Raw genomic sequence first — 24,742 nt, 5'->3', positions numbered from 1 at the left:
GGCGGGGCGTCGGGGCTTTGCTGGCGGCGGGTCAGGCGTCATGGCGTGCGCGTGGCACGGCGAATTTCCGGCCTTGCCGCTACGTCAGCCCTTTTCAGTCCCGCCGGGCTGCGGCATAGAAGGGGGACTATGAAGAAGAACCAAGAGAGCGTGCCGGACGCCGGCGCAGAAGCCCTCCAGCCAGAGGATAATGCCCCCGATCTCGCCGATGCGGCGCGCAAGTCCGCCGGAAAGGCCGTGTGGATGGGCACGGCCGTGGGCATCGGCTCGGCCGCGATCGTCGCTGCCCTGCTCTATACCAAGAAGCGTCGCTGAACCCGTCGGGGCCTCTTCCCGGCCCCGCGGCCATCCGCCATCAAAAAAAAAGGAGGCGGCATGTTCTGTGACATGCCGCCCCGGTGCGACCCGCTTGGGGTTCTGTATTTTCCCTGCCTTCGTGACGGGAAGGGAAATATTTATGCGCCCGCGCTGCCGCTCAGATAGCTGATCAGTTCGGGCTTGCTGACCGATATGCTCTTGTCGGCATCGGCAGTGGTAAAGGCGCCGCTGGCCCAGGCGGTGACTTCGGCCGGCGGCAGCGTCTTGCCGGTGGCCTTCATCTCCTGATCCTTGAGGGCCACCATCCAGCGCGAAAACTCGCCCTGGTCCAGTTGTCCGTCCTTGTTCGTGTCATAGGCCGGGAATTCCGACTCGACGATCGCGGCGACCGAATTGGCCGGGTTTGCCGGCTGCGCGGCCTGCGGTTCGGGCGGGCTCGCGGGCGCGGCCGGCTGTGCGGCCTGCGCTGCCGGATCGGCCGGCGCAGCCTGCTGCGCCAATGCGGGCGCTGCGACCAGCATGGCGCTCGTCAGAAGCAAGGTGCGGATCATGGCGACATCCTTTATATCATTGAAACGCGCAGGGCCTGCATTGGGCGCCTGCTTTGGCTTCATGCCTTAATTGCCATCACATAATACATGAAGACTAGGAAAAGTTCCTGAACATCGGTTCATCTACGCATTTGGACTTATGAAATGCTTCGGTTCGACTGTCTTTGCTTGGATAATTGCGGCCGGATGAGGCGCGCGCGGGGCAGGGGAGCCTCCTCAATTGCCCCAAAGTGCGCGGGCTGCTAGGCGGCGCGGCAATATCCACCCTCCAGCCGCAGGATTCGCCCATGGTCCCCCGCTATTCCCGTCCCGCAATGACCGCCCTCTGGGAGCCGGAAGCCCGCTTCAAGATCTGGTTCGAGATCGAGGCGCACGCGACCGAGAAGCTGGGCGAACTGGGCGTCGTCCCGCCGTCGGCCGCCAAGGCGCTGTGGGACTGGTGGGCCACCAACCCCGCGATCGACGTGCTCGCGATCGACGCGATCGAGGCCGTCACCAAGCATGACGTCATCGCCTTCCTGACCTGGGTTGCCGAACAGGTGGGCGACGAAGCCCGCTTCATGCACCAGGGCATGACCAGTTCCGACGTGCTCGACACCTGCCTGGCCGTGCAACTGACCCGCGCCGCCGACCTGCTGATCGAGGATCTCGACAAGCTGCTCGACGTCATCAAGCGCCGCGCCTTCGAGCACAAGCTGACCCCGACCATCGGCCGCAGCCACGGCATCCATGCCGAACCGGTCACCTTCGGCCTCAAGATGGCGGAAGCCTATGCCGAATTTTCGCGCTGCAAGACCCGCCTGATCGCGGCCCGCGAGGAAGTCGCCACCTGCGCCATCTCGGGCGCGGTCGGCACCTTCGCCAATATCGACCCGCGCGTCGAGGAACATGTGGCCGAAAAGCTCGGCCTCGCGATCGAGCCGGTCTCGACCCAGGTGATCCCGCGCGATCGCCACGCCATGTTCTTCGCGACGCTCGGCGTCATCGCCAGCTCGATCGAGCGCCTCGCCGTCGAGGTCCGCCACCTGCAGCGCACCGAAGTGCTGGAGGCCGAGGAATATTTCTCGCCCGGCCAGAAGGGCTCGTCGGCCATGCCGCACAAGCGCAACCCGGTCCTCACCGAAAACCTCACCGGCCTCGCCCGCATGGTGCGCAGCTATGCGCTGCCGGCGATGGAAAATGTGGCGCTCTGGCATGAGCGCGACATCTCGCACTCCTCGGTCGAGCGCTATATCGGCCCCGACGCGACCATCACCCTCGACTTCGCGCTCGGCCGCCTGACCGGCGTGATCGACAAGCTGCTCGTCTACCCCGAGCGGATGATGAAGAATCTCGACAAGATGGGTGGCCTCGTCCACTCGCAGCGCGTGCTGCTGGCCCTGACCCAGGCCGGCGTCAGCCGCGAAGACAGCTATCGCTACGTCCAGCGCAACGCGATGAAGGTCTGGGAATCCGATGGCCAGCTCTCGCTGCTCGAACTGCTCAAGGCCGACGAAGATGTCGCCAAGGCATTGAGCGCGCAGGAAATCGAGGACAAGTTCAACCTCGACTATCACTTCAAGCAGGTCGACACCATCTTCGCCCGCGTCTTCGGCGAAGCCTGACGCTCAGGCGGCCAGCGTCGCGCGACAGTGAAGAAAAAGGGCGCCCGACCACCCGGTCCGGCGCCCTTTTGCGTCCTTGCGAGCATGGCGAAGTCATGACGAAAAAGGACTTTGACCGCTGACGACCAGAAGCGGTTGTAAATTCCTCCCCTGCAAGGGGAGGGGGACCACGAAGTGGTGGAGGGGTGTCACGCTATCGAGAGGGGGATACCCCTCCGTCTGGCCTTCGGCCAGCCACCTCCCCTTGCAGGGGAGGAAGGTCTGGAGGCGACCAGAAATGGTCACTCCATCAGATCATCCGCATTCCTGAAACCGGCCGCTCATTCAAATCGCAAGTATTACCAAATCGAGGGAACGCCGACATGCGCGATCAATCCCGAACTGCCAACGCTTCCTCGATCTGGCGGTAGCCTTCCGGGCTTCGTGCCCGCGCGCGTTTAATCTCGTCCGCATGACGACGCGCAAACGCCGCCACCTCTTGGAGAATATCGGGGTAAGGCTCCCCAATGCTCCAGAACAAGAAGCCGTGGCGCACCAGAGCCTCGACCTTTTTCCACTGCTTCTCGTCGGATCGCTTTGGCGGTTTGAATTTGCGAGTTAGCCCAATGCTGGGGCCTCCGCATTCAGGGCATGGCAGGACAGCCTCTACTCGCGTAGCCCGCTTGAAGCTCTTACGACATCGAAAGCACGCATAAGGGTGGAGATAGGCCGACTGAAAGGTTCCGCCCTTCTGGGCCGGGGGAGTGGGAGCTACCTGCGTCATAAGTCCAGCTTACCTCGCGCTGAAAGGTCTGTAACTGGGCGATTGCGGCCGGGAGATTTTTAACGCGCAGCGTCAGCTATCGCTACTTATCTCTCCAAAAGCCGACTTTCCGCTCCCCACCCTTTTTTTGTCATTCCCGCGAAGGCGGGAACCCATCTCCCGACCTTGCGTGTCGAACTACGCTGGGGAAATGGATCCCCGCCTCCGCGGGGATGACGGTAGAAAACAGGCTGTCACTTAACCACCCAAACCTGTCCTACACCCCGCCCACCCTGCTACACTGGCCAAGGCTCTTTCCCATCGTCCGCGCACCCTCCATCCTCGTAAGAAGATTTCCAACGCGCGCATGAAAATGTCAGGATGTGCAGGGAATATGCGAAGTTAAGCGCAACCGATCCTATTTTCGGCCCTTGTGCTTGGGGCGCAATCGCGGCGCCGCGTCGGACTGGCGGCGGACCAGTTCATAGTCCAGTAGCATGTGCGGCGGGCCATCTTCGCTCTGGGCGCGGCGGCCCTTGATGTGGCGCACCAGCAGGTCGACCGCCGACCGCGACATGGCGCTGATCGGCTGGCGGATGGTGGTCAGTTCCGGCCAGATGGTGGTGGCGAGCGAGGTATCGTCGAAGCCGCAGACGGTAAGGTCGCCCGGCACGTCCAGCCCGTTGCGATGGGCGATCGCCACCGTCGCGGCGGCCATGTCGTCATTGCTGGCGAAGATGGCGGTCGGCGGATTGTCCCGCGCCAATATATGCTCGGCCGCGTCCAGGCCGGATCGGTAGGTGAAGAAGCCCTGTTCCACCAGCGCATCGTCCAGCGCGATGCCGGCCTCGTCCAGCGCGCGGATATAGCCCTGATAGCGTTCCTCGCTGGCGCTCAGGTTCGGATGCCCCTTGATGAAGCCGATGCGGTTATGGCCAAGGCCAATCAGGTGCCGGGTCATTTCATAGGCCGCGCCCCGGTCGTCGATGCTGACCGCAGCCAGGCTGGCCGGCGCATGGCCGGTCGCCACCACGACGGCGGGGATGCCCGCCTCGCGCAGCGCATCGATCATCGCCGCATGGTCGCACAGCGGCGGCGGCAGCACGACGCCGTCGATCCGGCCGCGCACCAGATGGTCGACCACCGCCTTGATCGCGGTCTGCTCGTCCCATTTCTCGACGACCAGGTCGATGCCGGCGCGGCTCGACTGGTCGAGGCTCCCGACCAGGAATTCCGACAGATAGGATGCCGACGGGTTGGAATAGAGCAGGCCGATCCGCGTCTCGTCGCCGCCCGCCAGGCTGCGCGCGGCGGCGCTGGGGGAGTAATTGAGCGCGGCGATCGCCGCCTCCACCTTCTCCTTGGTCGCCGCCCGCACCACCTGTTCACCGTTGATTACCCGCGACACCGTCATCGGCGACACGCCGGCATGTTTCGCCACATCGTTGATGGTGGGCGCGTTGCGCTGGCGGCGGGAACTTCTGGCTTCCATCAGGATTTCGGGGCCTTCGACATGGGACTAAACCTCTCTGCTAGCGGGATCATTGCGCAAGCTTAAGTAAAATCTCATTTCGGATGCCCCGGCGCATAGGGAAAGCTCAGCGCCTTGTACCAGTCGAGCGGATGGGCGGGCGCCGCGCTGCCGGCGGGCAGGGGGCGGCCGGACACCGACTGGAAATAGGCGATGCAGGCGTCGCGCCACCATTGGGCTTCGCGATGCTGGATCGCCAGGAAGGTCTCGACCTGCGCGAAGCGCTCGGCATCGACCTGGGGCTTGAGCGTCGCCCAGTCCCGCTGCATCGCTGCGACCGTTTCGACGCCCCGGTCATAATGATGGATGAGGCCGTCCCACAGCGTCTCGCCAGACGCCAGGCGATAGTCCCAGGGCAGGTGATGGAACCACAGCAGTTCGCGCTCCGGCGTGGTCTTCGGATTGTCCAGCAGCTTCGCCAGCGCCGGCGCATATTGGCCGGTGGCATTGCTGCCCGTCCTGGTCCGGTCAAAGCCGATGCCCTGCCTGTCGGCCTTGTGATAATAGACCGGGTTCCATTCGGGCCGCGCCAGTTCGGACACCCAGGGGGCGGGGCCATAATGATGGCCGGTGCCCATGATATGGGCCAGGCCCAGCGGCGTCATATAGTCGACCGCCGCCTCGCGCGATCCCATCATCATCGCGACGATCGGCGCAACCACCCTGGGATCGGGGGAGAAGGTCTGCGCCGCCCATTCGCGCGCGACAGCCTCGGCGGTCAGGTCGGTGTCCCACGCCATGCGGCCGAACGCATACCAGTCCGCCTGGTTGAAGATCGACCCGCTCCAGTCGCGGTCGACGCCGATATTGGCGACCCCGGCGATGCCGGTCAGCTTGTGGCCTTCCAGCGATCCGTCGATCACCTTGGCGACGGTCGATCCCTTGCCCCTGGCCAGCGTGTCGCTCTTCAGCGTCTCCTCGAACAGCGTGCCGAGATAGGTAAGGTGGGTCGACTGGCCCAGATATTCCTTGGTGATCTGAAATTCCATCATCAGCGGCGTCTTGGGCATCGCGCCGAACAGCGGGTGGAAGGGTTCGCGCGGCTGGAAGTCGATCGCGCCATTCTTCACCTGGACGATGACATTGTCGGCAAACTGGCCGTCGAGCGGCTTGAAGTCGCTATAGGCCTGCTTGGCGCGATCGTCGGGATTGTCATGGGCATAGACGAAGGCGCGCCACATCACGATGCCGCCATGCGGCTTGACCGCAGCCGCCAGCATGTTGGCGCCGTCGGCATGGGTGCGCTTGTAATCCTGCGGGCCGGGCTGGCCCTCGCTGTTCGCCTTCACCAGGAAACCGCCGAAATCGGGGATCGCCTTGTAGATTTCGTCGGCCTTGGCCTTCCACCAGGCGGCAACCGCCGGGTCGAGCGGATCGGCGCTTTTCAGGCCATCCAGTTCCATCGGCGCAGTCCATTTGACCGACAGATAGACCTTGATGCCATAGGGGCGGAACAGGTCGGCCAGCGCCGCCGCCTTGGCGATATAGGCCGCGGTCAGGCTGTCCGACTTGGCGTTCACATTGTTGAGCACCGTGCCATTGATGCCCAGCGAGGCATTGGCGCGGGCATAGTCGGTATAGCGCGGCCCCTTATAATCGGGCAGGTGCCACCAGTCCCAGATCGACTGGCCGGCATAGCCGCGCTCCACCGTGCCATCCAGATTGTCCCAATGGTTGAGCAGGCGCAGGCCGATGCGCGGCGCGCTGCGCATATCGATCCGGTCGAGCGCCGCGCCGGTGCGGGCAAGGCGCAGCCAGGCATAGGCGCCGTGCAGCACGCCGACATCGGTCGCGCCGGCAATCACCGTCACCGGCTTGCCCGCGATCGTCAGGCTGCGAATCGCATAGCCGTCTGCGCCCAGCCCGTCGGTCGGCACCGATGGCTTGTCCTGCTGCGCGGCCGATTGCAGCAGGATCGCACCTTGCTGCACTGTTGCTGTCAGGGGCACGGTCGCGCCGGTCAGCCCGGCAATGCCGCGCTGCAATTCCCGCCTTGCGATCATCAGGGTAGGGCTGGCCCCGCCGACAATGCTGCGCGCGTTGGCCCCAATCTGTTGGGCAGCGGCGGCATCGGCCGGCGCATTGCGCAACCACAGATCATAACCGTCTTCCGCCAGCGCGCGGGGCGCGCTGATCAAAAGGGCGCTGGCCATGATCCAGCAAAACAGGCGCGCAAACATTCGGTCCTCTCCCCCTTGGCCCGCAGGCAATTTTTTGGTGCATTGCCAACGGTGGCATTGACAAGCAGCTCTTGGGTTGTGATGGTAACGCTATCAGTTGATCGGCGGCAAGCAAAAAGGAAAGCCGCGATAAAATTGGAGAGGGGCGTCGTGATCCGGTCAGTTCAGTTTTTGTGCGCAGCATCAGCGCTGTCGCTGGTGATGGTGGCGCCGCTCACGTCCGTTACGGCCGCGCCCGCGACCGGCCAGTCGGCCCGCCCACTCTACAAGGATGCGTCCGCTCCGATCGAGGCGCGCGTCGATGATCTGCTGGCGCGCATGACGCTGGATGAAAAGATCGCCCAGATCACCACCGTCTGGACCGACAAGGTGAAGCTGCTGGACGCGCAGGGCGAACTGGACCCCGGCAAGCTTAGCCCGACCTTCCCCAACGGCATCGGTCATTTCACTCGGCCCTCCGACGGTCGCGGTAGTTTCAGCCCGCGCGTCGTGCCCGGCCGCGATCCGCGCCGCACCGTGGCGCTGGTCAATGGCCTGCAGAAATGGGCGATGACGCAAACCCGGCTCGGTATCCCGATCCTGTTCCATGAAGAAGGTCTGCACGGCTATGCCGCCGTCGGCGCCACCAGCTTCCCCCAGTCGATCGCCATGGCGTCGAGCTGGGATCCGGCCATGCTGCGCCAGGTCAATCAGGTGATCGCCCGCGAAATCCGCGCGCGCGGCGTGCCGATGGTGCTCTCGCCCGTGGTCGACATCGCCCGCGACCCGCGCTGGGGCCGGATCGAGGAAACCTATGGCGAGGATCCCTATCTGGTCGGCGAAATGGGCGTTGCGGCGGTGGAGGGGCTTCAGGGCGTTGGCCGTTCGCGCACGCTCCAGTCCAATCATGTCTTCGCCACGCTCAAGCATCTGACCGGCCATGGCCAGCCCGAAAGCGGCACCAATATCGGCCCGGCGCCGGTGTCGGAACGCGAACTGCGCGAGAATTTCTTTCCGCCCTTCGAACAGGTGGTGAAACGCACCGGCATCGAGGCGGTGATGGCCAGCTATAACGAGATTGACGGCGTGCCCAGCCATGCCAATCGCTGGCTGCTGGAAAATATCCTGCGGGAAGAATGGGGCTTTCGCGGCGCCGTCGTCTCCGATTATTCGGCCGTCGATCAGTTGATGAGCATCCACCATATCGCCGCCAATCTGGAAGAGGCGGCGATGCGCGCGCTCGATGCCGGCGTCGATGCGGACCTGCCCGAGGGCCTGTCCTATGCCACGCTCGGCAAGCTGGTGCGCGAGGGCAAGGTCAGCGAGGCGAAGGTCGATCTCGCCGTGCGCCGCATGCTGGAGTTGAAGTTCCGCGCCGGCCTGTTTGAAAATCCCTATGCCGACGCCAATGCTGCGGCCGCGATCACCAATAATGAAGATGCCCGCGCGCTCGCCCGCACCGCCGCGCAGCGGTCGATCACCCTGCTCAAGAATGACGGCATGCTGCCGCTGAAGCCCGAAGGCACGATCGCGGTGATCGGCCCCAGCGCGGCGGTCGCGCGGCTGGGCGGCTATTATGGCCAGCCGCCGCACAGCGTCTCGATCCTCGAAGGGATCAAGGCGCGGGTCGGCACCAAGGCGAACATCGTCTTCGCTCAGGGCGTGAAGATCACCGAGGATGACGACTGGTGGGCCGACAGCGTCACCAAGTCGGACCCGGCCGAAAATCGCAAGCTGATCGCGCAGGCGGTCGAGGCGGCGCGCAATGTCGACCGCATCATCCTGACCTTGGGCGACACCGAACAGTCGAGCCGCGAGGGCTGGGCCGACAATCATCTGGGCGACCGCCCCAGCCTCGACCTCGTCGGCGAGCAGCAGGAGCTGTTCGATGCATTGAAGGCATTGGGCAAGCCGATCACCGTCGTCCTCATCAACGGCCGTCCCGCTTCCACGGTGAAGGTCAGCGAACAGGCCAATGCCATCCTGGAAGGCTGGTATCTGGGCGAGCAGGGCGGCAATGCCGTGGCCGACATCCTGTTCGGCGATGTCAATCCGGGCGGCAAGCTGCCTGTCACCGTCCCGCGCTCGGCCGGCCAGTTGCCGCTCTTCTACAATATGAAGCCCTCGGCCCGGCGCGGCTATCTGTTCGACACCACCGACCCGCTCTATCCCTTCGGCTTCGGCCTCAGCTACACCAGCTTCAGCCTGTCGGCGCCGCGCCTGTCCGCCACCAAGATCGGCACCGGCGGCAAGACCAGCGTCTCGGTCGATGTCCGCAATACCGGCGCGCGCGAAGGGGACGAGGTCGTCCAGCTCTATATCCGCGACAAGGTCAGCTCCGTCACCCGTCCGGTCAAGGAACTGAAGGGCTTCCAGCGCGTGACGCTGAAACCCGGCGAGAGCCGCACCGTCACCTTCACCGTCGGTCCCGAAGCGCTGCAGATGTGGAACGACCAGATGCACCGCGTCGTCGAACCCGGCGATTTCGAGATCATGACCGGCAACAGCTCGGTCGCGCTCCAGTCCACCACCCTGACGGTGCAATAAGCCATGATGACGACCCGTTTCGCCCGCCGCCAGGCGCTCGGCCTGCTCGCCTCCACCTCCGCGCTCGCCGCCGCCCCGCTGGCGGCGAAGGGGAAGGGCGGCCCGCTCTACAAGGATGCGGCCGCCCCCATCGACCTGCGCGTGCGCGACCTGCTCGGTCGGATGACGCTGGAGGAAAAGGTCGGCCAGATCATCGCGCTCTGGGCGACCAAGGCCGACATCATGGACGATCTCACCTTCTCGCCGGCCAAGGCGAGCAAGGCCTATCCCGCCAGCTTCGGCCAGATCACCCGCCCGTCCGACCGGCGCGGCGCGCCCAATGGATCGACCCAGGCCGGCGGCGTCGGCGCGCGCTGGCGCACCCCGGCCGATACCGTCGCCTTCATCAATGCCGTCCAGAAATGGGCGGTGGAAGAGACCCGCCTCGGCATCCCGATCCTCTTCCACGAGGAATCGCTGCACGGCTACATGGCGACCGACGCCACCATGTTCCCGATGGCGATCGGCCTTGCCGGCAGTTTCGACCGCCAGCTGATGACCGATGTCCAGTCGGTTATCGCTCGGGAGGTCCGCGTGCGCGGCGTCCATCTCGCCCTCTCGCCGGTGGTCGACATCGCCCGCGACCCGCGCTGGGGCCGGATCGAGGAGACTTTTGGCGAAGACCCCTATCTCTGCGGCGAGATGGGCGTGGCCGCCGTGCTGGGCCTGCAGGGGGAGGGCAAGCAGATCGGCCCGGACAAGGTCATGGCCACGCTCAAGCATATGACCGGTCATGGCCAGCCGCAGGCGGGCGAGAATATCGCGCCCGCGCCGATCAGCGAGCGCGAACTGCGCGAGAATTTCTTCCCGCCCTTCCGTCAGGTGGTGAAGCGCACCGGCATTGCCGCCGTCATGCCCAGCTATAACGAGATTGACGGCGTCCCCAGCCACCAGAACAAGTGGCTGCTCGGCGATATCCTGCGCGGCGAATGGCATTTCGATGGCGCCGTGGTCAGCGATTATGGCGCCGTCCCCGAACTCGACACCATCCACCATGTCCAGCCCGACCTGGAGGCGACGGCCCGTGCCGCGCTCCGCGCCGGGGTCGATTGCGAGCTGCCCGATGGCCTGGCCTATCGCACGCTCGTGGAGCAGGTCCGCGCCGGAAAAGTGCCCCTTGAGGCCGTCAATCTCGCAGCCAAGCGCATGTTGACGCTCAAGTTCCGCGCGGGCCTGTTCGAAAATCCCTGGCCACGCGCCGATTATGATGCGCTCACCGGCAATGCGGAGGCGCGCGCGCTGGCGCTCAAGGCGGCGCACAAGTCGATCGTTCTGCTCAAGAATGACGGCGTCCTGCCGCTCAAGCCCGGTGCCCATCGCAAGGTCGCCGTGATCGGCCCCAATGCCGCGATCGCGCGGCTGGGCGGCTATTCCTCGATCCCGCGCCAGGCGGTCTCTTTGCTCGATGGCATCAGGGCGAAGCTCGGCAACCGGGCGGACATCGTCCATGCCCAGGGCGTCTTCATCACCCAGAGCGAGGACCGCTCGGTGGACGAAGTGCTGCTGGCCGATCCGGCGAAGAACCGCCAGCTGATCGCGGAAGCGGTCGAGGTCGCAAAGACCGCCGACATCATCCTGCTGGCCATCGGCGACACCGAACAGACCAGCCGCGAAGGCTTTGCCAAGAACCATCTGGGCGACCGCACCAGCCTTGATCTGGTCGGCGAACAGAATGACCTGTTCGCTGCGATGAAGGCGACCGGAAAGCCGGTGGTGGTCTGCGCCATCAACGGTCGCCCGCCCAGCTATCCGGCCGTGGTCGATGGCGCCAATGCGCTGATCGAATGCTGGTATCCGGGGCAGGAGGGCGGCACGGCGATGGCCGACATATTGTTCGGCGACGTCAATCCGGGGGCCAAGCTGCCCGTCACCGTCGCGCGCGACGCCGGCCAGATCCCGATCTTCTACAACCGCAAGCCATCCTCTCGGCGCGGCTATCTCTTCGCCGATGCCAGCCCGCTTTTCCCGTTCGGCTTCGGCCTCAGCTACACCAAATTCGCCTTTGGTCCGCCGCGCCTGTCGGCCAGCCGCATTGGCGTGGGCGGCGACGTGACGGTGGAGGTCGATGTCCGCAATGTCGGCACTGTCGCGGGCGAGGAAGTGGTGCAGCTCTATGTCCATGACCAGACTGCCTCGGTCACCCGCCCGCTCAAGGAACTGAAGGGCTTCGAACGGATCGCGCTGGCGCCGGGCGAAAGCCGCACCGTGCGCCTGACCATCGGCCCAGAAGCCTTTGCGCTGTGGAATCTCGACATGCGCGAAGTGGTCGAACCCGGCCTGTTCGACATCATGGTCGGGCCGGACAGCGCCACGCTTCAGACGGTTACATTGGAGATCGCCTGATGGTATTGGCCTGACCAATATCGTTGAAGGCAATTTGATTATCGCCTATGGCCATGATTGGTCATACCAGTTTTAGGGGAGCATCCATGCCCAAGATTACCGGCGCCAAGGTCATCGTTACCTGTCCTGGCCGCAATTTCGTCACCCTCAAGATCGAGACTGAAGAGGGCGTCTATGGTCTGGGCGATGCGACCCTCAACGGCCGCGAACTGTCCGTCGCCTCCTATCTGCAGGACCATGTCATTCCCTGCCTGATCGGCCGGGACGCGCACCAGATCGAGGATATCTGGCAATATCTCTACAAGGGCGCCTATTGGCGCCGCGGCCCGGTGGCGATGTCGGCCATCGCCGCCGTCGATACCGCGCTCTGGGACATCAAGGGCAAGATTGCCGGCCTGCCGGTCTACCAGCTGCTCGGCGGCGCCAGCCGTGAAAGCGTCATGGTCTATGGTCATGCCAATGGCACGACGATCGAGGACACGGTCAAGGTCGCGCTGGAATATCAGGCGCAGGGGTACAAGGCGATCCGCATCCAGTGTGGCGTCCCTGGCATGGCGTCGACCTATGGCGTGTCGAAGGACAAATATTTCTACGAACCCGCCGACGCCGACGTGCCGAACGAAAATGTCTGGAACACCAGCAAATATCTGCGCGTGGTTCCCGAACTGTTCAAGGCCGCCCGCGAAGCGCTGGGCTGGGACGTGCATCTGCTGCACGACATCCATCATCGCCTGACCCCGATCGAGGCCGGTCGCTTGGGCAAGGATCTGGAACAATATCGCCCCTTCTGGCTGGAAGATGCGACCCCGGCGGAAAATCAGGATGCGTTCAAGCTGATCCGCCAGCACACCACCACGCCGCTGGCCGTGGGCGAGATCTTCAACTCGATCCATGACTGCCGCGAACTGATCCAGAACCAGCTGATCGACTATATCCGCGCCACCGTGGTCCATGCCGGCGGCATCAGCCATCTGCGCAAGATCGCGAACCTCGCCGATCTCTATCAGGTCCGCACCGGCTGCCATGGTGCGACCGACCTGTCGCCGGTCTGCATGGCCGCCGCGCTCCACTTCGACCTGTCGGTGCCCAATTTCGGGGTGCAGGAATATATGCGCCACACGCCCGAGACCGACGCCGTCTTCCCCCATGCCTATACGTTCGAAAACGGCGCCATGCATCCGGGCGACAAGCCGGGCCTGGGCGTCGACATCGACGAAGAACTGGCCGCCAAATATGAATATAATCGCGCCTTCCTGCCGGTGAACCGGCTCGAAGACGGCACTATGTTCAACTGGTGATCGCTTGACCTGCTTTGGCCACTCCACTCCGTCATCCCCGCGAAAGCGGGGATCCATCTCCTGCCATAGCCCCAATCGCGAGGTCCGGAGGTGGATTCCCGCGTTCGCGGGAATGACGAAACATTGTCGGAGCGGCCAATGACCACGATTCCCAAACCGTCCGGAAAGGTCCGCTGGATCGTCTGCGGCCTGCTCTTTGCGGCGGTGGTGCTGAGCTATATCGACCGGCTCGTCCTGCCGACGCTCAAGCCCGATCTGCAGGCCCGCTATGGCTGGAGCGAGAGCGGCTATGCCGATCTCGCCATCTGGTTCCAGGCCGGATACGGCATTGCCTATGTCGCCTTCGGCCGGCTGATCGACCGGATCGGCGCGCGCGCCGGCTATGCGCTGGCGGTCGGCCTGTGGACGGTCGGCCATGTCATGCACATCTTCTTCACCTCGACCGCTGGCATGCTGTTCGCCCGCATTCCGCTGGCGATCGGCGAGGCGGGCACCTTCCCGGCGGCGATCGCCGCCACCAATGAATGGTTCCCCAAGAAGGAACGGGCCTTCGCCATCGGCATCTTCAATGCCGGCTCCAATGTCGGTGCGATCCTGACGCCGCTGATCGTCCCGGTCATCGCCGTGACGCTGGGCTGGCGCTGGGCCTTCATCCTCACCGGCCTGCTGACGGTCTTCTGGCTTGCCGCCTGGCTGGGCTTCTACCGTCGCCCGCGCGAGAAGAAGGGGCTGAGCGCCGAGGAACTGGCTTGGATCGAGGCGGACCCGCAGGAACCGGCCCGTCCGGTCAAGTGGCGCACCCTGTTCCGCTATCGCCAGACCTGGGCCTATATGACCTCGCGCTTCCTGATCGATCCGGTCTGGTGGACCTTCCTCTTCTGGCTGCCCGATTTCTTCAACAAGCAATATGGCGTGAAGATGCTGGACTTCGGCCCGCCGCTGATCGCCGTCTATCTGCTGGCCGATGTCGGTTCGGTCGCGGGCGGCTGGCTGTCGTCGCGCCTGATGGGCCGGGGCATGGCCATCAACCGCGCCCGCAAGACGGCGATGTTCTGTGCCGGGCTTTGCGCCCTGCCGATCGCGTTCGCTGCCCAGGCGCCCAGCATGTGGATTGCGGTCGGCCTGATCGGCCTCGCCTGCGCCGGGCATCAGGGCTTCTCGGCCAATGTCTATGCCTTGCCGGGCGATCTTTTCCCGCGCTGGATGGCGGGGTCGGTGGTCGGCCTTGGTGGTCTTGCCGGCGCGATCGGCGGCATGCTGATGGCCAAGTTCGCCGGCATCATTCTGGAAACCGTCGGCAGCTTCCAGCCGATCTTCATCGTCGCATCCTGTGCCTATCTGCTGGCGCTGCTGGTGCTGCACCTTATCGTCCCGCGCTATGCGCCCGTGACTCTCTCGCAAGAGGCTGCCTGATCCTGTGACCCGTCTATCGTCCGCCACGCTCGCCGGCCTGCCCGCCGATATCGTCCGTCCCGGCTATGATCGCGCGGCGGTTCGCCCCGGCGTCGTCCATCTCGGCATCGGCGCCTTCAACCGCGCGCATCAGGCGGTCATCTTCGATGATGCGCTGACCGCCGGCGACCTGCGCTGGGGCGTGATCGCCGCGTCGCTGCGCTCACCCGGCGTGCGCGACCAGATGATGCCGCAGGACTGTCTCTACACCATGCTGGTCCGCGATGGTTCGGCCGAGCAGGCGCGCATCATCGGCGTGGTGAGCGAGGTATTGGTCGCGCCGGAAGATCCGGCCGCGCTGGTCGCCGCGCTCGCCGCGCCCGACACCCATATCGTCACCCTGACCGTGACCGAAAAGGGCTATAAGCTCGATCCCGCGACCGGCGCCCTGATCGAGGGCGATCCACAGCTCGCCGCCGACCTCGCCTCGCTCGCCGCGCCACAGACCGCGCCCGGCTTCCTCGTCGCCGCGCTGGCCGCGCGCCGGGCGGTGGGCTTGCCGCCCTTCACCGCGATCAGCTGCGACAATCTGCCGCACAACGGCACCCGCCTGCGCAACGCCGTGCTGGCGCTCGCCGCCCGGCATGACCCGGCGCTGGCCGACTGGATCGCGGCGGAGGGGGCCTTCCCCGAAACCATGGTCGACCGCATCGTCCCCGCCACCACCGACGCCGACATCGCCGCGCTCGCCGGCCGGCTCGGCGTCGAGGATCAGGCGATGGTCAAGACCGAACCCTTCCTGCAATGGGTGATCGAGGATAAATTCTGCGGCCCGCGCCCGGATTTCGGCGCCGGGGTTCAGGTCACCGCCGCCGTCGCCCCCTGGGAGGAAGCGAAGCTGCGCCTGCTCAACGGCGCGCATAGCGGCATCGCCTATCTCGGCGGCCTTGCCGGCATCGATCATGTCCATGAAGTGCTCGCGCTGCCCGAAGCTCGGCATTTCGTCGAAAGTCTGTGGGACGAGGCGCAGACCACTTTGTCGCCGCCGCCCGAACTGGACGTCGCCGCCTATCGCCGCGAACTGATGGCGCGCTTCGACAATCCGACCCTGCAGCATCGCACCCGCCAGATCGCGATGGATGGCTCGCAGAAGCTGCCCCAGCGCCTGCTCGCCACCATCGCCGCGCGGCTTGAGCGGGGGCAGGGGATCGATGCGCTGTCACTCGCCGTCGCCGCCTGGGTCCGCTGGCAGGCCGGTGTCGATGATCGGGGCGAGGCCCATGTCGTCGACGATCCGCTCGCCGCCGCCATCGCTGCCCGCCTTGCCGACGCCCCTTCCACAGAGGCACGGGTCGACGCGATCCTCGCCTTCGACGCCGTGGTGCCCGCCGACCTTGCCGGCAACGCCGCCTTCCGCGCCGCGCTGATCCGCTGGCTCGCCATCCTCGAAGCCGACGGCGCCCGCGCCGCGCTCGCCCAGCTCTGACGGAGCCCCTGATGAAGACCCTGCGCACCATCCTGCTCGCGTCCTGCCTGCTCAGCCCGGCCACCTTGCTGGCCGCGCCGCGCGACAGCGTCTCGATCAGCCGCGACTGGCGCTTCACCAAGGGCGATCCCGCCGGCCTGACCGAGGATCTGCGCTATGATGTACGCCCTCGAATAGAGGATGCCGGCGACGGCAAGGTGGCCGACGCCCGCCCCGACGCGGCGGTGCAGGTGGACGACAGTGGCGCGCGCGTGCTCAAGCCCTGGATATTGCCCAGCGCCAACCCCTTCATCGCCGATACCGCCAAGCATCATACCCGTCCCGCCGGCAATCCGGGCGGCACCGTCTCCTATGTCCAGCCCGGCTTCGACGACAGCGGCTGGACCCATGTCGACCTGCCGCACGACTGGGCGATCGCCGGCCCCTTCATCAAGGACGGCCCCTATGGCGGCATGGGCCGCCTGCCCAGCTGGGGCATTGGCTGGTATCGCAAGGCACTGACCATCCCCGCCAGCGACAAGGGCAAGTCAATCTTCCTCGATGTCGAAGGGGCGATGTCCTACGCCACCGTCTGGCTGAATGGAAAGCTCGTCGGCGGCTGGCCCTATGGCTATAACAGCTTCCGCCTCGACCTCACCCCCTATGCGGTGCCGGGCGGGCAGAACCAGCTGGTGATCCGCCTCGACAATCCCCAGGCTTCGGCGCGCTGGTATCCGGGCGGCGGCCTCTATCGCGACATCTATCTCACCACCACGAACAAGGTCCATGTCGGCCAGTGGGGCAGCATCGTCCGCACGCCGCAGGTCAGCAAGGCGCAGGCGAGCGTGGACCTCAGCCTCACCCTCGACAATGACGGCGACACCCCGGCGCAGGTCGAGGTCGCGACTGCCCTCTATGCGATCGACGCCAGCGGCAAGCGCATCGGCCGCCCGGTCGCCAGCATCGCCCGCCAGTCCACCAGCATCGCCCCCCATGGCAAGGCGGAGCTGAAGGGCAGCACGATCCTCAGCAACCCGCGCCTCTGGGGCCCGCCGCCGACGCAAGCGCCCAACCGCTATGTCGCCGTCTCCACCGTCACCCAGGGCGGCAAGCTGATCGACAGCTATGAAACCCGCTTCGGCGTGCGCGACATCAAGTTCGATCCCGACAAGGGCGTGATCGTCAATGGCGAGCAGATCCCGCTGCGCGGCGTCAACAATCATCATGATCTTGGCGCGATCGGTGCCGCCTTCAACGCCCGCGCGGCCGAGCGCCAGCTCGAAATCCTGCGCGACATGGGCACCAATGCCGTGCGCATGAGCCATAATCCGCCCGCGCCCGAACTGCTCGAACTCACCGACCGCATGGGCTTCCTGGTGATGGACGAGGTGTTCGACAGCTGGGAGAAGAAGAAGACCCCGCATGATTTCCACCTGATCTTCCCGGATTGGCATGAGGCCGACGCCCGCGCCATGCTGCGCCGCGACCGCAACCATCCCTCGATCATCATCTGGAGCATCGGCAACGAGGTCGGCGAACAATATGATGGCGAGGCGGGGGCGAAGATCGGCCGCGAACTGGTCGCCATCGCGCATCAGGAAGACCCGACCCGGCCCGCCACCAGCGCGATGAACTATGCCAAGGCGGACATGCTGCTGCCGACCACCGTGGACGTCATCAGCCTCAATTATCAGGGCGCCGGCATTCGCGGCATCGTCGGCCAATATCCCGCCTTCCGCGCGAAATTCCCGGACAAGCTTATCCTGTCCACCGAAAGCGCGTCGGCGCTCTCCAGCCGCGGCGAATATATGTTCCCGGTCGCCGGCGCCATCAGTGGCCCGGTCCGTCCCTGGTCGGGCGGCAATCCCGACACGCATCAGGTGTCCGCCTATGAGATGCACGCCGCCGATTTCGGCTCCTCGCCCGATCGGGTCTGGGCCGCCGATGACCAGAATCCCTATGTCGCGGGCGAGTTCGTCTGGACCGGCTTCGATTATCTCGGCGAACCCACGCCTTATTACACGTCGCGCAGCAGCTATTCCGGCATCCTCGATCTCGCCGGTTTCCCCAAGGACCGCTTCTGGCTCTACCAGGCGCGCTGGCGGCCGGACCTCAAATTCGCGCATATCCTGCCGCACTGGACCTGGCCCGACCGGGTGGGTCAGATCACCCCGGTCCATGTCTTCTCCTCGGCCGACGAGGCGGAGCTGTTCGTCAACGGCAAGTCGCAGGGCAAGGTCAAAAAGCGCGATTATGAATATCGTTTCCGCTGGGACTATGTCGTCTACGAACCGGGCGAGGTGAAGGTCGTCACCTGGAAGAAGGGCCAGCCCTGGGCGACCGAGACGATCCGCACCGTGGGCGAGGCGGCGAAGCTGTCGCTGACCGCCGATCGCAACGCCATTGCCGATGACGGCCGCGACCTCAGTTTCGTGACGCTCAAGATCCTCGACAAGGATGGCAATGTCGTCCCGGCCGCCAAGCAGGACATCCGTTTCTCGATCGAGGGACCGGGCGAGATCGTCGCCACCGACAATGGCGACCCGACCGATCTGATCGCCTTTCCGTCGCAGGAGCGCAAGGCTTTCAACGGTTTGGCGCTGGTGATCGTGAAGGCCAGGCCGGGCGAGAAGGGGCGGGTGACCGTCCGCGCCAGCGCACCGGGCCTGACCGCGGCGCAGACCGTCATCAGCACAAATGCCACAGTCCGCTGAAAATTAATAACGTTACCATTTTCGCCCGTCCCATATCTTGACAATTGGGACGGGCACTTTATTGGTCTGCATCTGATAGCGCTACCAGGTACGCCCACCGGATAGTCGGGGGCAGCGCTCGGGGAGAGGTTGTATGAACGTTTCACGCCACCATAATATCCGTGCGGCCCTGTTCGCCGCATCCGCCTTCGGTGCGCTGGGCCTGGCCCAGGCCGCCGTTGCGCAGGATGCTGCTGCACCGGCCGAAACCGCCGCCGCGCCGCAGGACAGCGAAACCGCCGACATCGTCGTCACCGGTATCCGCGCCTCGCTGGAAAGCGCCACCAACGCCAAGAAGAATGCGGTTGCGTTTGGCGACTCGATCTTCGCGGAAGATATCGGCAAGCTGCCCGCCACCAACCTCGCTGAAACGCTGAACCGCATGCCCGGCGTGCGCCTCAACCGCGACATCAACGGTGAAGGCACCCAGGTCGCGATCCGCGGCCTTGGCCCCAGCTTCACTCGCGTGCTGCTCAACGGTTCGCAGCTTCAGGTCGCATCGGATGGCGGCACCAACGGCGGCAGCGCCAACCGCGAAGTCGATCTCGACTTCTTCCCGTCGGAACTCTTCACCCGCCTCGACCTCGCCAAGAGCCCGTCGCCCTCGACGCTCGAAGGCGGTATCGCCGGCACCGTCAACCTGCGCAATGCCCGTCCCTTCGACAAGGAAGGCACCCATGTCACGGTCGTGGCGCAGGGCCAATATACCGACAATAACGACAAGTTCAGCCCGCGCGGCGCGATCGTCGCCAGCCACACCACCGACACGTTCGGCATCCTCGTCGGCGTTGCCGGCGTGAAGACCAAGACCCGCGTCGATGGATTTGAATCGGTCGGCTGGACCGACGGCAATCTCGGCACCGGCGACGCCGGCGGCAATAATTTCTCCTGGGCCTCGGTCGTTCCCAACAATACCGGCCATGGCCTGGTCGCCGGCCAGCCGGTCGATGTCGTCGCCACGTCGGGTCTGACCCGCGACCAGCTCAGCACCGCACTGATCCCGCGTCTCGGCCGCAAGAGCCTGACCGAAGGCGATCGCTCGCGCATCTCGGCACTGGCCTCGCTCGAATGGCGCCCGTCGGACGAGCTGCATTTCGCCCTGGACGGCATCTGGGCCAAGTCCAAGCGCGACTACAGCAAGGTCAACATGAACTGGCAGGTCCGCAACTCGGGGCCGGGCACCAGCGCCCAGTCGACCGGTGGCATGGTGCCGATCGACCTGACCGTCGATGACAATGGCGTCGTCACGAGCGGCACCTTCGCCAACTCCTCCTATTTCCTCGAAGCCAGCCTGTTCAAGCAGACGACCAAATTCTGGAACGTCAACCCGAGCGTCAGCTGGCAGCCGACCGAGGATCTGAAGGTCGACCTCAGCGCCAACTGGTCGAAGAGCCGCTTCTTCCGCGAACAGCCGACCTGGGCGTTCCAGACCACGCCGCAGTCGGGCGTCGAAACCTATTATGACAATACCGGTGGCGACTATCCGTCGATCACCAGCAATCTCGACCTCAACGATCCGAACAACGGCAGCTGGCAATGGTATCGCCAGAATATCCAGCTGGTCCGTCGCAAGACCGAGACCAAGGGCGCGCATCTCGACGTGACCTATGGCGATGACATGTTCAACGTGAAGGTCGGCGGCGCCTATGATCAGGCGACCCGTTCGATCCGCGCCTATGACAACAGCACCGCCTATCAGCTCTCGGTCTGCGGCACTGGCTGCACTGGCGCCACCGGCACCGTGCCGACCAGCGCCATCGCCCAGTATCTGCGCAGCTCCTCGACCGCCGGCTTCATCGTGCCGGACTTCGATGCGCTCAAGCAGGCCACCAACTATGCCAGCTATCGCGACAGCGCGCCCGAAGCACGCGGTGCTGTCACTGGCGGTGCGACCGGCGACATGGATGAGAAGGTCTGGGGCGCCTATTTCGAACTGAACGGCGTCACCACCATTGCCGGCCGCGACCTGCACATCAACACCGGCATGCGCTACGCCCACACCGACCAGCTGGTCGTCGGGCCGAGCCAGGTCGGCACGGCGATCGTCGACATCACCTCGTCCTCGACCTACGAGAATTTCCTGCCGTCGATCAACCTGACCTATGATGTCGCCGACAATGTGAAGCTGCGTGCGTCGGCCTCGCGGACGATGACCCGCCCGGATGCCGGCGCGATCCTGCCGGGCATCACCTTCTCCGATCCTTCGGCGCTGACCGCCACGGCGGGCAACCCGAACCTCAAGCCCTACACCTCGGACAATTATGACCTGGGCGGCGAAATCTACACCGGCGGCATCGGTTATGTCGGCGTGTCGCTGTTCATGAAGAATATCCAGGGCTTCACCGTCACCACCTCCGAACAGGTTGCCTTCGGGTCGCTCAACATTCCGTTCGACAGCCTGATCTCGACGCAGCAGAACGCCCTCAACGACCGGTCGCTCCAGACCGGCATCCCGGTCGCTCAGCTGCCGATCACCGTGAACCGCCCGGTCAACCTGCGCGATCTCAAGATCAAGGGTATCGAAGCGACCTGGGTGCAGCCGCTCGACTTCCTGGTAAAGGGCCTCGGCTTCTCGGCCAACGGCACTTACCTGAAGCAGTCCTCCTCCTCGGGTCTGGTCGCGACCGGCGTGTCGCCCTGGAGCTACAACCTGCAGGGCTTCTATGAAAATGGCGGTCTGTCGGTCAGCGTGAACTATGTCTGGAATGACGAGGCGATCGCCGTGAACGGTCCGCAGAACGGCATCAACGGCGCCGACCTCAAGTCCGACGCCCGTGGCCAGCTCGACATGTCGGCCGGCTATCAGCTGCCCTTCTTCAACAAGGCGCTGCGCCTGACGCTCGATGTGCTGAACATCACCGACGAGCCGATCCGCACCACCTTCGAATATTCGAACGCGGCCTATTCGGTCTATTATCCCGGTCGCACCGTGCTGGCCGGTATCCGGGCCAACTTCTGATCCTCCCCCAGGGATGCACTGACAGGGCCGGCGGCAACGCCGGCCCTTTTTCTTGGGGGGCGCTAGGACCGGGGCAGGGGATAGGGAGCCTTCCAATGTTGGAGGATATTTGGTCTACCCTTGGCCATGAACCCGTCTTCGCGGACGCCTTTGCCATGACCTCGTCGTGACCCGATCGTCGCGTCCCTGTCGCCTCATGGGCGCATCACTGGCGCGTGGCCATGACCCTGGTGTCGCGTCACCGGCGCGTCGCAGGTCGCGGCCGGCCCGGAAAGGCGCGGAAATGCGTCAACGCCTGCCGCACGACACTGTGAACTTCGATACCGTGATCCTCATATGCCCATTTTGGGGACGCGCCGCCCGCCATCCCCGACCGAAAGGAAGCCGATGATCCGCCCCTTGCTCGCCAGCCTGCCGCTGGCCCTGCTGCTGGCCCAGCCCGCCATGGCAAAGACCTGCACGCCGACCTGGGTGTCGGGCTGGGCCTCCTCGCAATTCCGCCCGACCGGCGACGCGGCACTGCCCGCCGGCACGCTCAAGGACCAGTCGCTGCGCCAGATCGTCCGCCCCTCGATCGCCGGCGAACGGCTGCGGGTACGCATCTCCAACCTTGCCGGCACCGCGCCGCTCCATATCGCCGGCGTCAGCATCGCCCGCGCGCCCGCCAGCACCGCGCCGGCGATCGATCCCGGCACGCTCATTTCGCTGCGCTTCGATGGCAGCCCGGACCTGATCGTGCCCGCGGGCGCCGACTATCTCTCCGACCCGGTATCGCTGCCGGTCGCCGCGCTTGACACGATCGCCGTCACCATCCGCTATCAGGGCGAACCGGAACAGACTTCGCATCCCGGCTCGCGCGCCACCTCCTGGCATCTGCCCGGCGATCATCTGACCGACACGGTGATGGCGGGCGCCGCCTCGTTCGACCATTGGTTCAATCTCGCCGCGCTGGAGGTCGAGCGCTGCGCGCCCGCACGGCTGGTCGTGGCGCTGGGCGACTCCATCACCGATGGCAAGGGTTCGACCACCAACGGCAATGATCGCTGGACCGACCGGCTCGCACAGCGGTTGCAGGCCGATCCCAAGCGCCGCGACATCGCCGTCGTCAATCAGGGGATCGGCGGCAACCGTCTGCTGAACAACGGTCTTGGCCCCAATGCGCTCGCCCGGCTCGACCGCGATGTGCTGGCCCAGCCCGGCGTCACCCATCTGGTCCTGCTGGAAGGCGTCAATGATCTTGGCACCCTGACCCGCGAGGCGCCGGTCAGTGTCGAGGATCACAAGGCCCATGTCGCCCGCATCATCGGCGCCTATCGCCAGATCATCGCCCGCGCCCATGGGCGCGGGATCAAGGTGATCGGCGCCACCATCATGCCCTTTGTCGGCAATGCCTATTATCACGCCGATGCCCAGAATGAAGCGGACCGGCAGGCGGTCAATGCCTGGATACGCACGCCGGGCCATTTCGACGGGCTGGTCGATTTCGACCGCGCCACCCGCGATCCCGCGCGCCCCGACCGGCTGCTGCCCGCTTATGATGGCGGCGATGCGCTCCATCCCAATCCGGCCGGCTATCGCGCCATGGGTGACGCCGTGCCGCTGGCCCTGTTTGATTAACACGCCTTAACCGCGTGATGGCCATCACGCGGCTTTTACGTAAAATCCGCTACGTCTCCCGCGAAAGGGATGACGGGTGATCGAAAAAGCGCCGAGGAAATATCGTCTGCAGGACTATGCCAATGCAGAGGCCGACGTCGCGTTTCGCAGCGATCAGGATGTGCTCGACATCTGGCGTTCGACCACCGACTATCATCGCCTGACCCCGCATCAGAAGGCGGCGCGGGCCGAACTTCAGCGGCGCGGTATCCGGGTGGAGGGGCCTTCGGTCCCGCGTTAACGGCGCGGCCGCTTGCTGCCGGACTCCAGCACCGTCTCCATCGCCACGAAGGTCGATGTGCTGGCGACATGGGGCAGGGCGGAAATCTTCTCGCCCAGCACCATGCGATAGCGGCGAATGTCGGACGTGCGGACTTTGAGCAGATAGTCGAAATTGCTCGCCAGCATATGGCATTCCTCGACCTCCGGGATGCGCCTTACCGCCGCATTGAACTCGCGCAGCGCGCTCTCCCGCGTGTCGCTCAGCTTCACCTCGGTAAAGGCGACATGGTCCATCCCCAGCTTGGCCGGATCGACGATCGCGCGAAAGCCGCGAATGACGCCACTCTCCTGCAATCGCTTCAACCGCACCTGGCAGGGTGTCTTGGACAGGCCGACGCTGGCGGCCAGATCGGTCACGGTCATGCGGCCATCCTCGACCAGCGCGGCGATGATACGCCGGTCGAACTCATCCATTTCGACCATAGCGGGCTTGTTGCTCATGCAATTTGCCTATCATGCTGCCATTAATAAGTCACTTTGGCATTTATCGGGGCATTCATAAGACGGAATGAAATGCGCCGATCGGATATTCTGGTCGCATGACCGACCAGCATCCCTTTGCCGCCTTCGCCCCCGCCATCCGCGATCAGTCGCCGCTGCGCCAGGCGATCACCGCCGCCTATCGCCGCGACGAGGCGGAGTGCCTTGCCCCGCTGCTCGACGCGGCGACCCTGCCCGGCGCCACCCGCGCCGCCGTGGCGGACACGGCGCGCCATCTGGTCACCACCCTGCGCGCCAATCACAAGGGCACCGGGGTCGAGGGGCTGGTCCAGGAATATTCGCTCTCCAGTCAGGAGGGCGTGGCGCTGATGTGCCTTGCCGAAGCGCTGCTGCGCATTCCCGACAACGACACGCGCGACGCCCTCATTCGCGACAAGATCGCCGATGGCGACTGGAGCTCGCATTTGGGCGGCGGCAAGTCTTTGTTCGTCAACGCCGCGACCTGGGGCCTGGTCGTCACTGGCCAGCTAGTGCGCCGCGTCCATGACCCAGGCCTGTATGCTCACCGAGCCCGCAGTGTCAGCAGCGCTGGCAAACCGATGCGCCGGCTACGTGCACCGCCCGCCCAGCGGATGATCTGCACACAGATCGTCCCAACAGTA

At 65.1% G+C, this 24,742-nt stretch carries 15 protein-coding genes and 1 pseudogene; 12 read left to right on the top strand and 4 right to left on the bottom strand.

Annotated elements, in window-relative coordinates; translation table 11 throughout:
* The first annotated feature begins 129 nt into the window (after positions 1 to 129).
* Entirely contained in the window at positions 130 to 315 is a 186-nt protein-coding gene (locus BRX37_RS00085) for a hypothetical protein (RefSeq protein ID WP_004211421.1), read from the top strand.
* Between the two features lie 140 nt (positions 316 to 455).
* On the opposite strand, the gene BRX37_RS00080 is transcribed toward BRX37_RS00085, so the two are convergent.
* Positions 456 to 869: an EF-hand domain-containing protein gene (locus tag BRX37_RS00080; protein ID WP_202600451.1), complete on the bottom strand. Its 414-nt coding sequence runs from the start codon at positions 867 to 869 to the stop codon at positions 456 to 458.
* A 287-nt stretch (positions 870 to 1,156) separates the two neighbouring features.
* Between BRX37_RS00080 and purB the strand changes: the two genes are divergently transcribed.
* Positions 1,157 to 2,473, top strand: coding sequence for an adenylosuccinate lyase (gene purB, locus BRX37_RS00075; RefSeq protein WP_125985095.1), 1,317 nt, complete (start codon positions 1,157 to 1,159; stop codon positions 2,471 to 2,473).
* Positions 2,474 to 3,633: 1,160 nt separating this feature from the next.
* Here the strand turns inward: purB and BRX37_RS00065 are convergent.
* Both BRX37_RS00065 and BRX37_RS00060 read right to left on the bottom strand, forming a co-directional pair.
* Positions 3,634 to 4,707, bottom strand: a complete 1,074-nt coding sequence (locus BRX37_RS00065; RefSeq protein WP_125985093.1) for a LacI family DNA-binding transcriptional regulator — start codon at positions 4,705 to 4,707, stop codon at positions 3,634 to 3,636.
* A 74-nt stretch (positions 4,708 to 4,781) separates the two neighbouring features.
* The gene (locus tag BRX37_RS00060; RefSeq protein WP_125985092.1) at positions 4,782 to 6,926 is read right to left on the bottom strand and encodes an alpha-glucuronidase family glycosyl hydrolase; all 2,145 of its coding nucleotides are present in this window, start codon (positions 6,924 to 6,926) and stop codon (positions 4,782 to 4,784) included.
* A 201-nt stretch (positions 6,927 to 7,127) separates the two neighbouring features.
* Here BRX37_RS00060 and BRX37_RS00055 point away from each other — a divergent pair, with 201 nt between their 5' ends.
* The 9 genes from BRX37_RS00055 (at position 7,128) to BRX37_RS00015 (ending at position 23,598) form a co-directional block, all read left to right on the top strand.
* A complete protein-coding gene (locus BRX37_RS00055) occupies positions 7,128 to 9,452 on the top strand; it encodes a glycoside hydrolase family 3 N-terminal domain-containing protein (RefSeq protein WP_318276555.1) in 2,325 nt (774 codons plus the stop codon).
* Positions 9,453 to 9,455: 3 nt separating this feature from the next.
* On the top strand, positions 9,456 to 11,834 hold the full coding sequence (locus BRX37_RS00050; RefSeq protein ID WP_125985090.1) for a glycoside hydrolase family 3 N-terminal domain-containing protein: 2,379 nt from the start codon (positions 9,456 to 9,458) through the stop codon (positions 11,832 to 11,834).
* An 86-nt stretch (positions 11,835 to 11,920) separates the two neighbouring features.
* A complete protein-coding gene (gene manD, locus BRX37_RS00045) occupies positions 11,921 to 13,132 on the top strand; it encodes a D-mannonate dehydratase ManD (RefSeq protein ID WP_125985089.1) in 1,212 nt (403 codons plus the stop codon).
* A 138-nt stretch (positions 13,133 to 13,270) separates the two neighbouring features.
* Complete coding sequence (locus tag BRX37_RS00040) at positions 13,271 to 14,545, top strand: MFS transporter (RefSeq protein ID WP_017502191.1); 1,275 nt, start codon at positions 13,271 to 13,273, stop codon at positions 14,543 to 14,545.
* A gap of 4 nt (positions 14,546 to 14,549) precedes the next feature.
* Positions 14,550 to 16,010, top strand: coding sequence for a mannitol dehydrogenase family protein (locus tag BRX37_RS00035; protein WP_125985088.1), 1,461 nt, complete (start codon positions 14,550 to 14,552; stop codon positions 16,008 to 16,010).
* Between the two features lie 11 nt (positions 16,011 to 16,021).
* Entirely contained in the window at positions 16,022 to 18,703 is a 2,682-nt protein-coding gene (gene galB, locus BRX37_RS00030; protein ID WP_125985087.1) for a beta-galactosidase GalB, read from the top strand.
* Positions 18,704 to 18,836: 133 nt separating this feature from the next.
* Positions 18,837 to 21,701 carry a TonB-dependent receptor gene (locus BRX37_RS00025; RefSeq protein WP_125985086.1) on the top strand — a complete coding sequence of 955 codons (2,865 nt, stop codon included), beginning with the start codon at positions 18,837 to 18,839 and terminating at the stop codon, positions 21,699 to 21,701.
* A gap of 387 nt (positions 21,702 to 22,088) precedes the next feature.
* The gene (locus tag BRX37_RS00020) at positions 22,089 to 23,318 is read left to right on the top strand and encodes an SGNH/GDSL hydrolase family protein (RefSeq protein WP_206434087.1); all 1,230 of its coding nucleotides are present in this window, start codon (positions 22,089 to 22,091) and stop codon (positions 23,316 to 23,318) included.
* A gap of 76 nt (positions 23,319 to 23,394) precedes the next feature.
* Positions 23,395 to 23,598, top strand: coding sequence for a hypothetical protein (locus BRX37_RS00015; RefSeq protein WP_017502196.1), 204 nt, complete (start codon positions 23,395 to 23,397; stop codon positions 23,596 to 23,598).
* On the opposite strand, the gene BRX37_RS00010 is transcribed toward BRX37_RS00015, so the two are convergent.
* The gene (locus BRX37_RS00010) at positions 23,595 to 24,080 is read right to left on the bottom strand and encodes an Lrp/AsnC family transcriptional regulator (protein ID WP_004211443.1); all 486 of its coding nucleotides are present in this window, start codon (positions 24,078 to 24,080) and stop codon (positions 23,595 to 23,597) included. The two genes, BRX37_RS00015 and BRX37_RS00010, sit on opposite strands and share 4 nt — an antisense overlap.
* Before the next feature lie 98 nt (positions 24,081 to 24,178).
* Here BRX37_RS00010 and BRX37_RS00005 point away from each other — a divergent pair.
* Positions 24,179 to 24,742, top strand: a pseudogene (locus BRX37_RS00005) (trifunctional transcriptional regulator/proline dehydrogenase/L-glutamate gamma-semialdehyde dehydrogenase); the annotation flags it as partial.

Origin of the sequence: Sphingomonas sp. S-NIH.Pt3_0716, assembly GCF_003950715.1 — a bacterium.
GTDB lineage: Bacteria > Pseudomonadota > Alphaproteobacteria > Sphingomonadales > Sphingomonadaceae > Sphingobium > Sphingobium yanoikuyae_A.
Note: the sequence above shows the minus strand (reverse complement) of the source record. Positions and strands in the feature narration are given on the sequence as shown.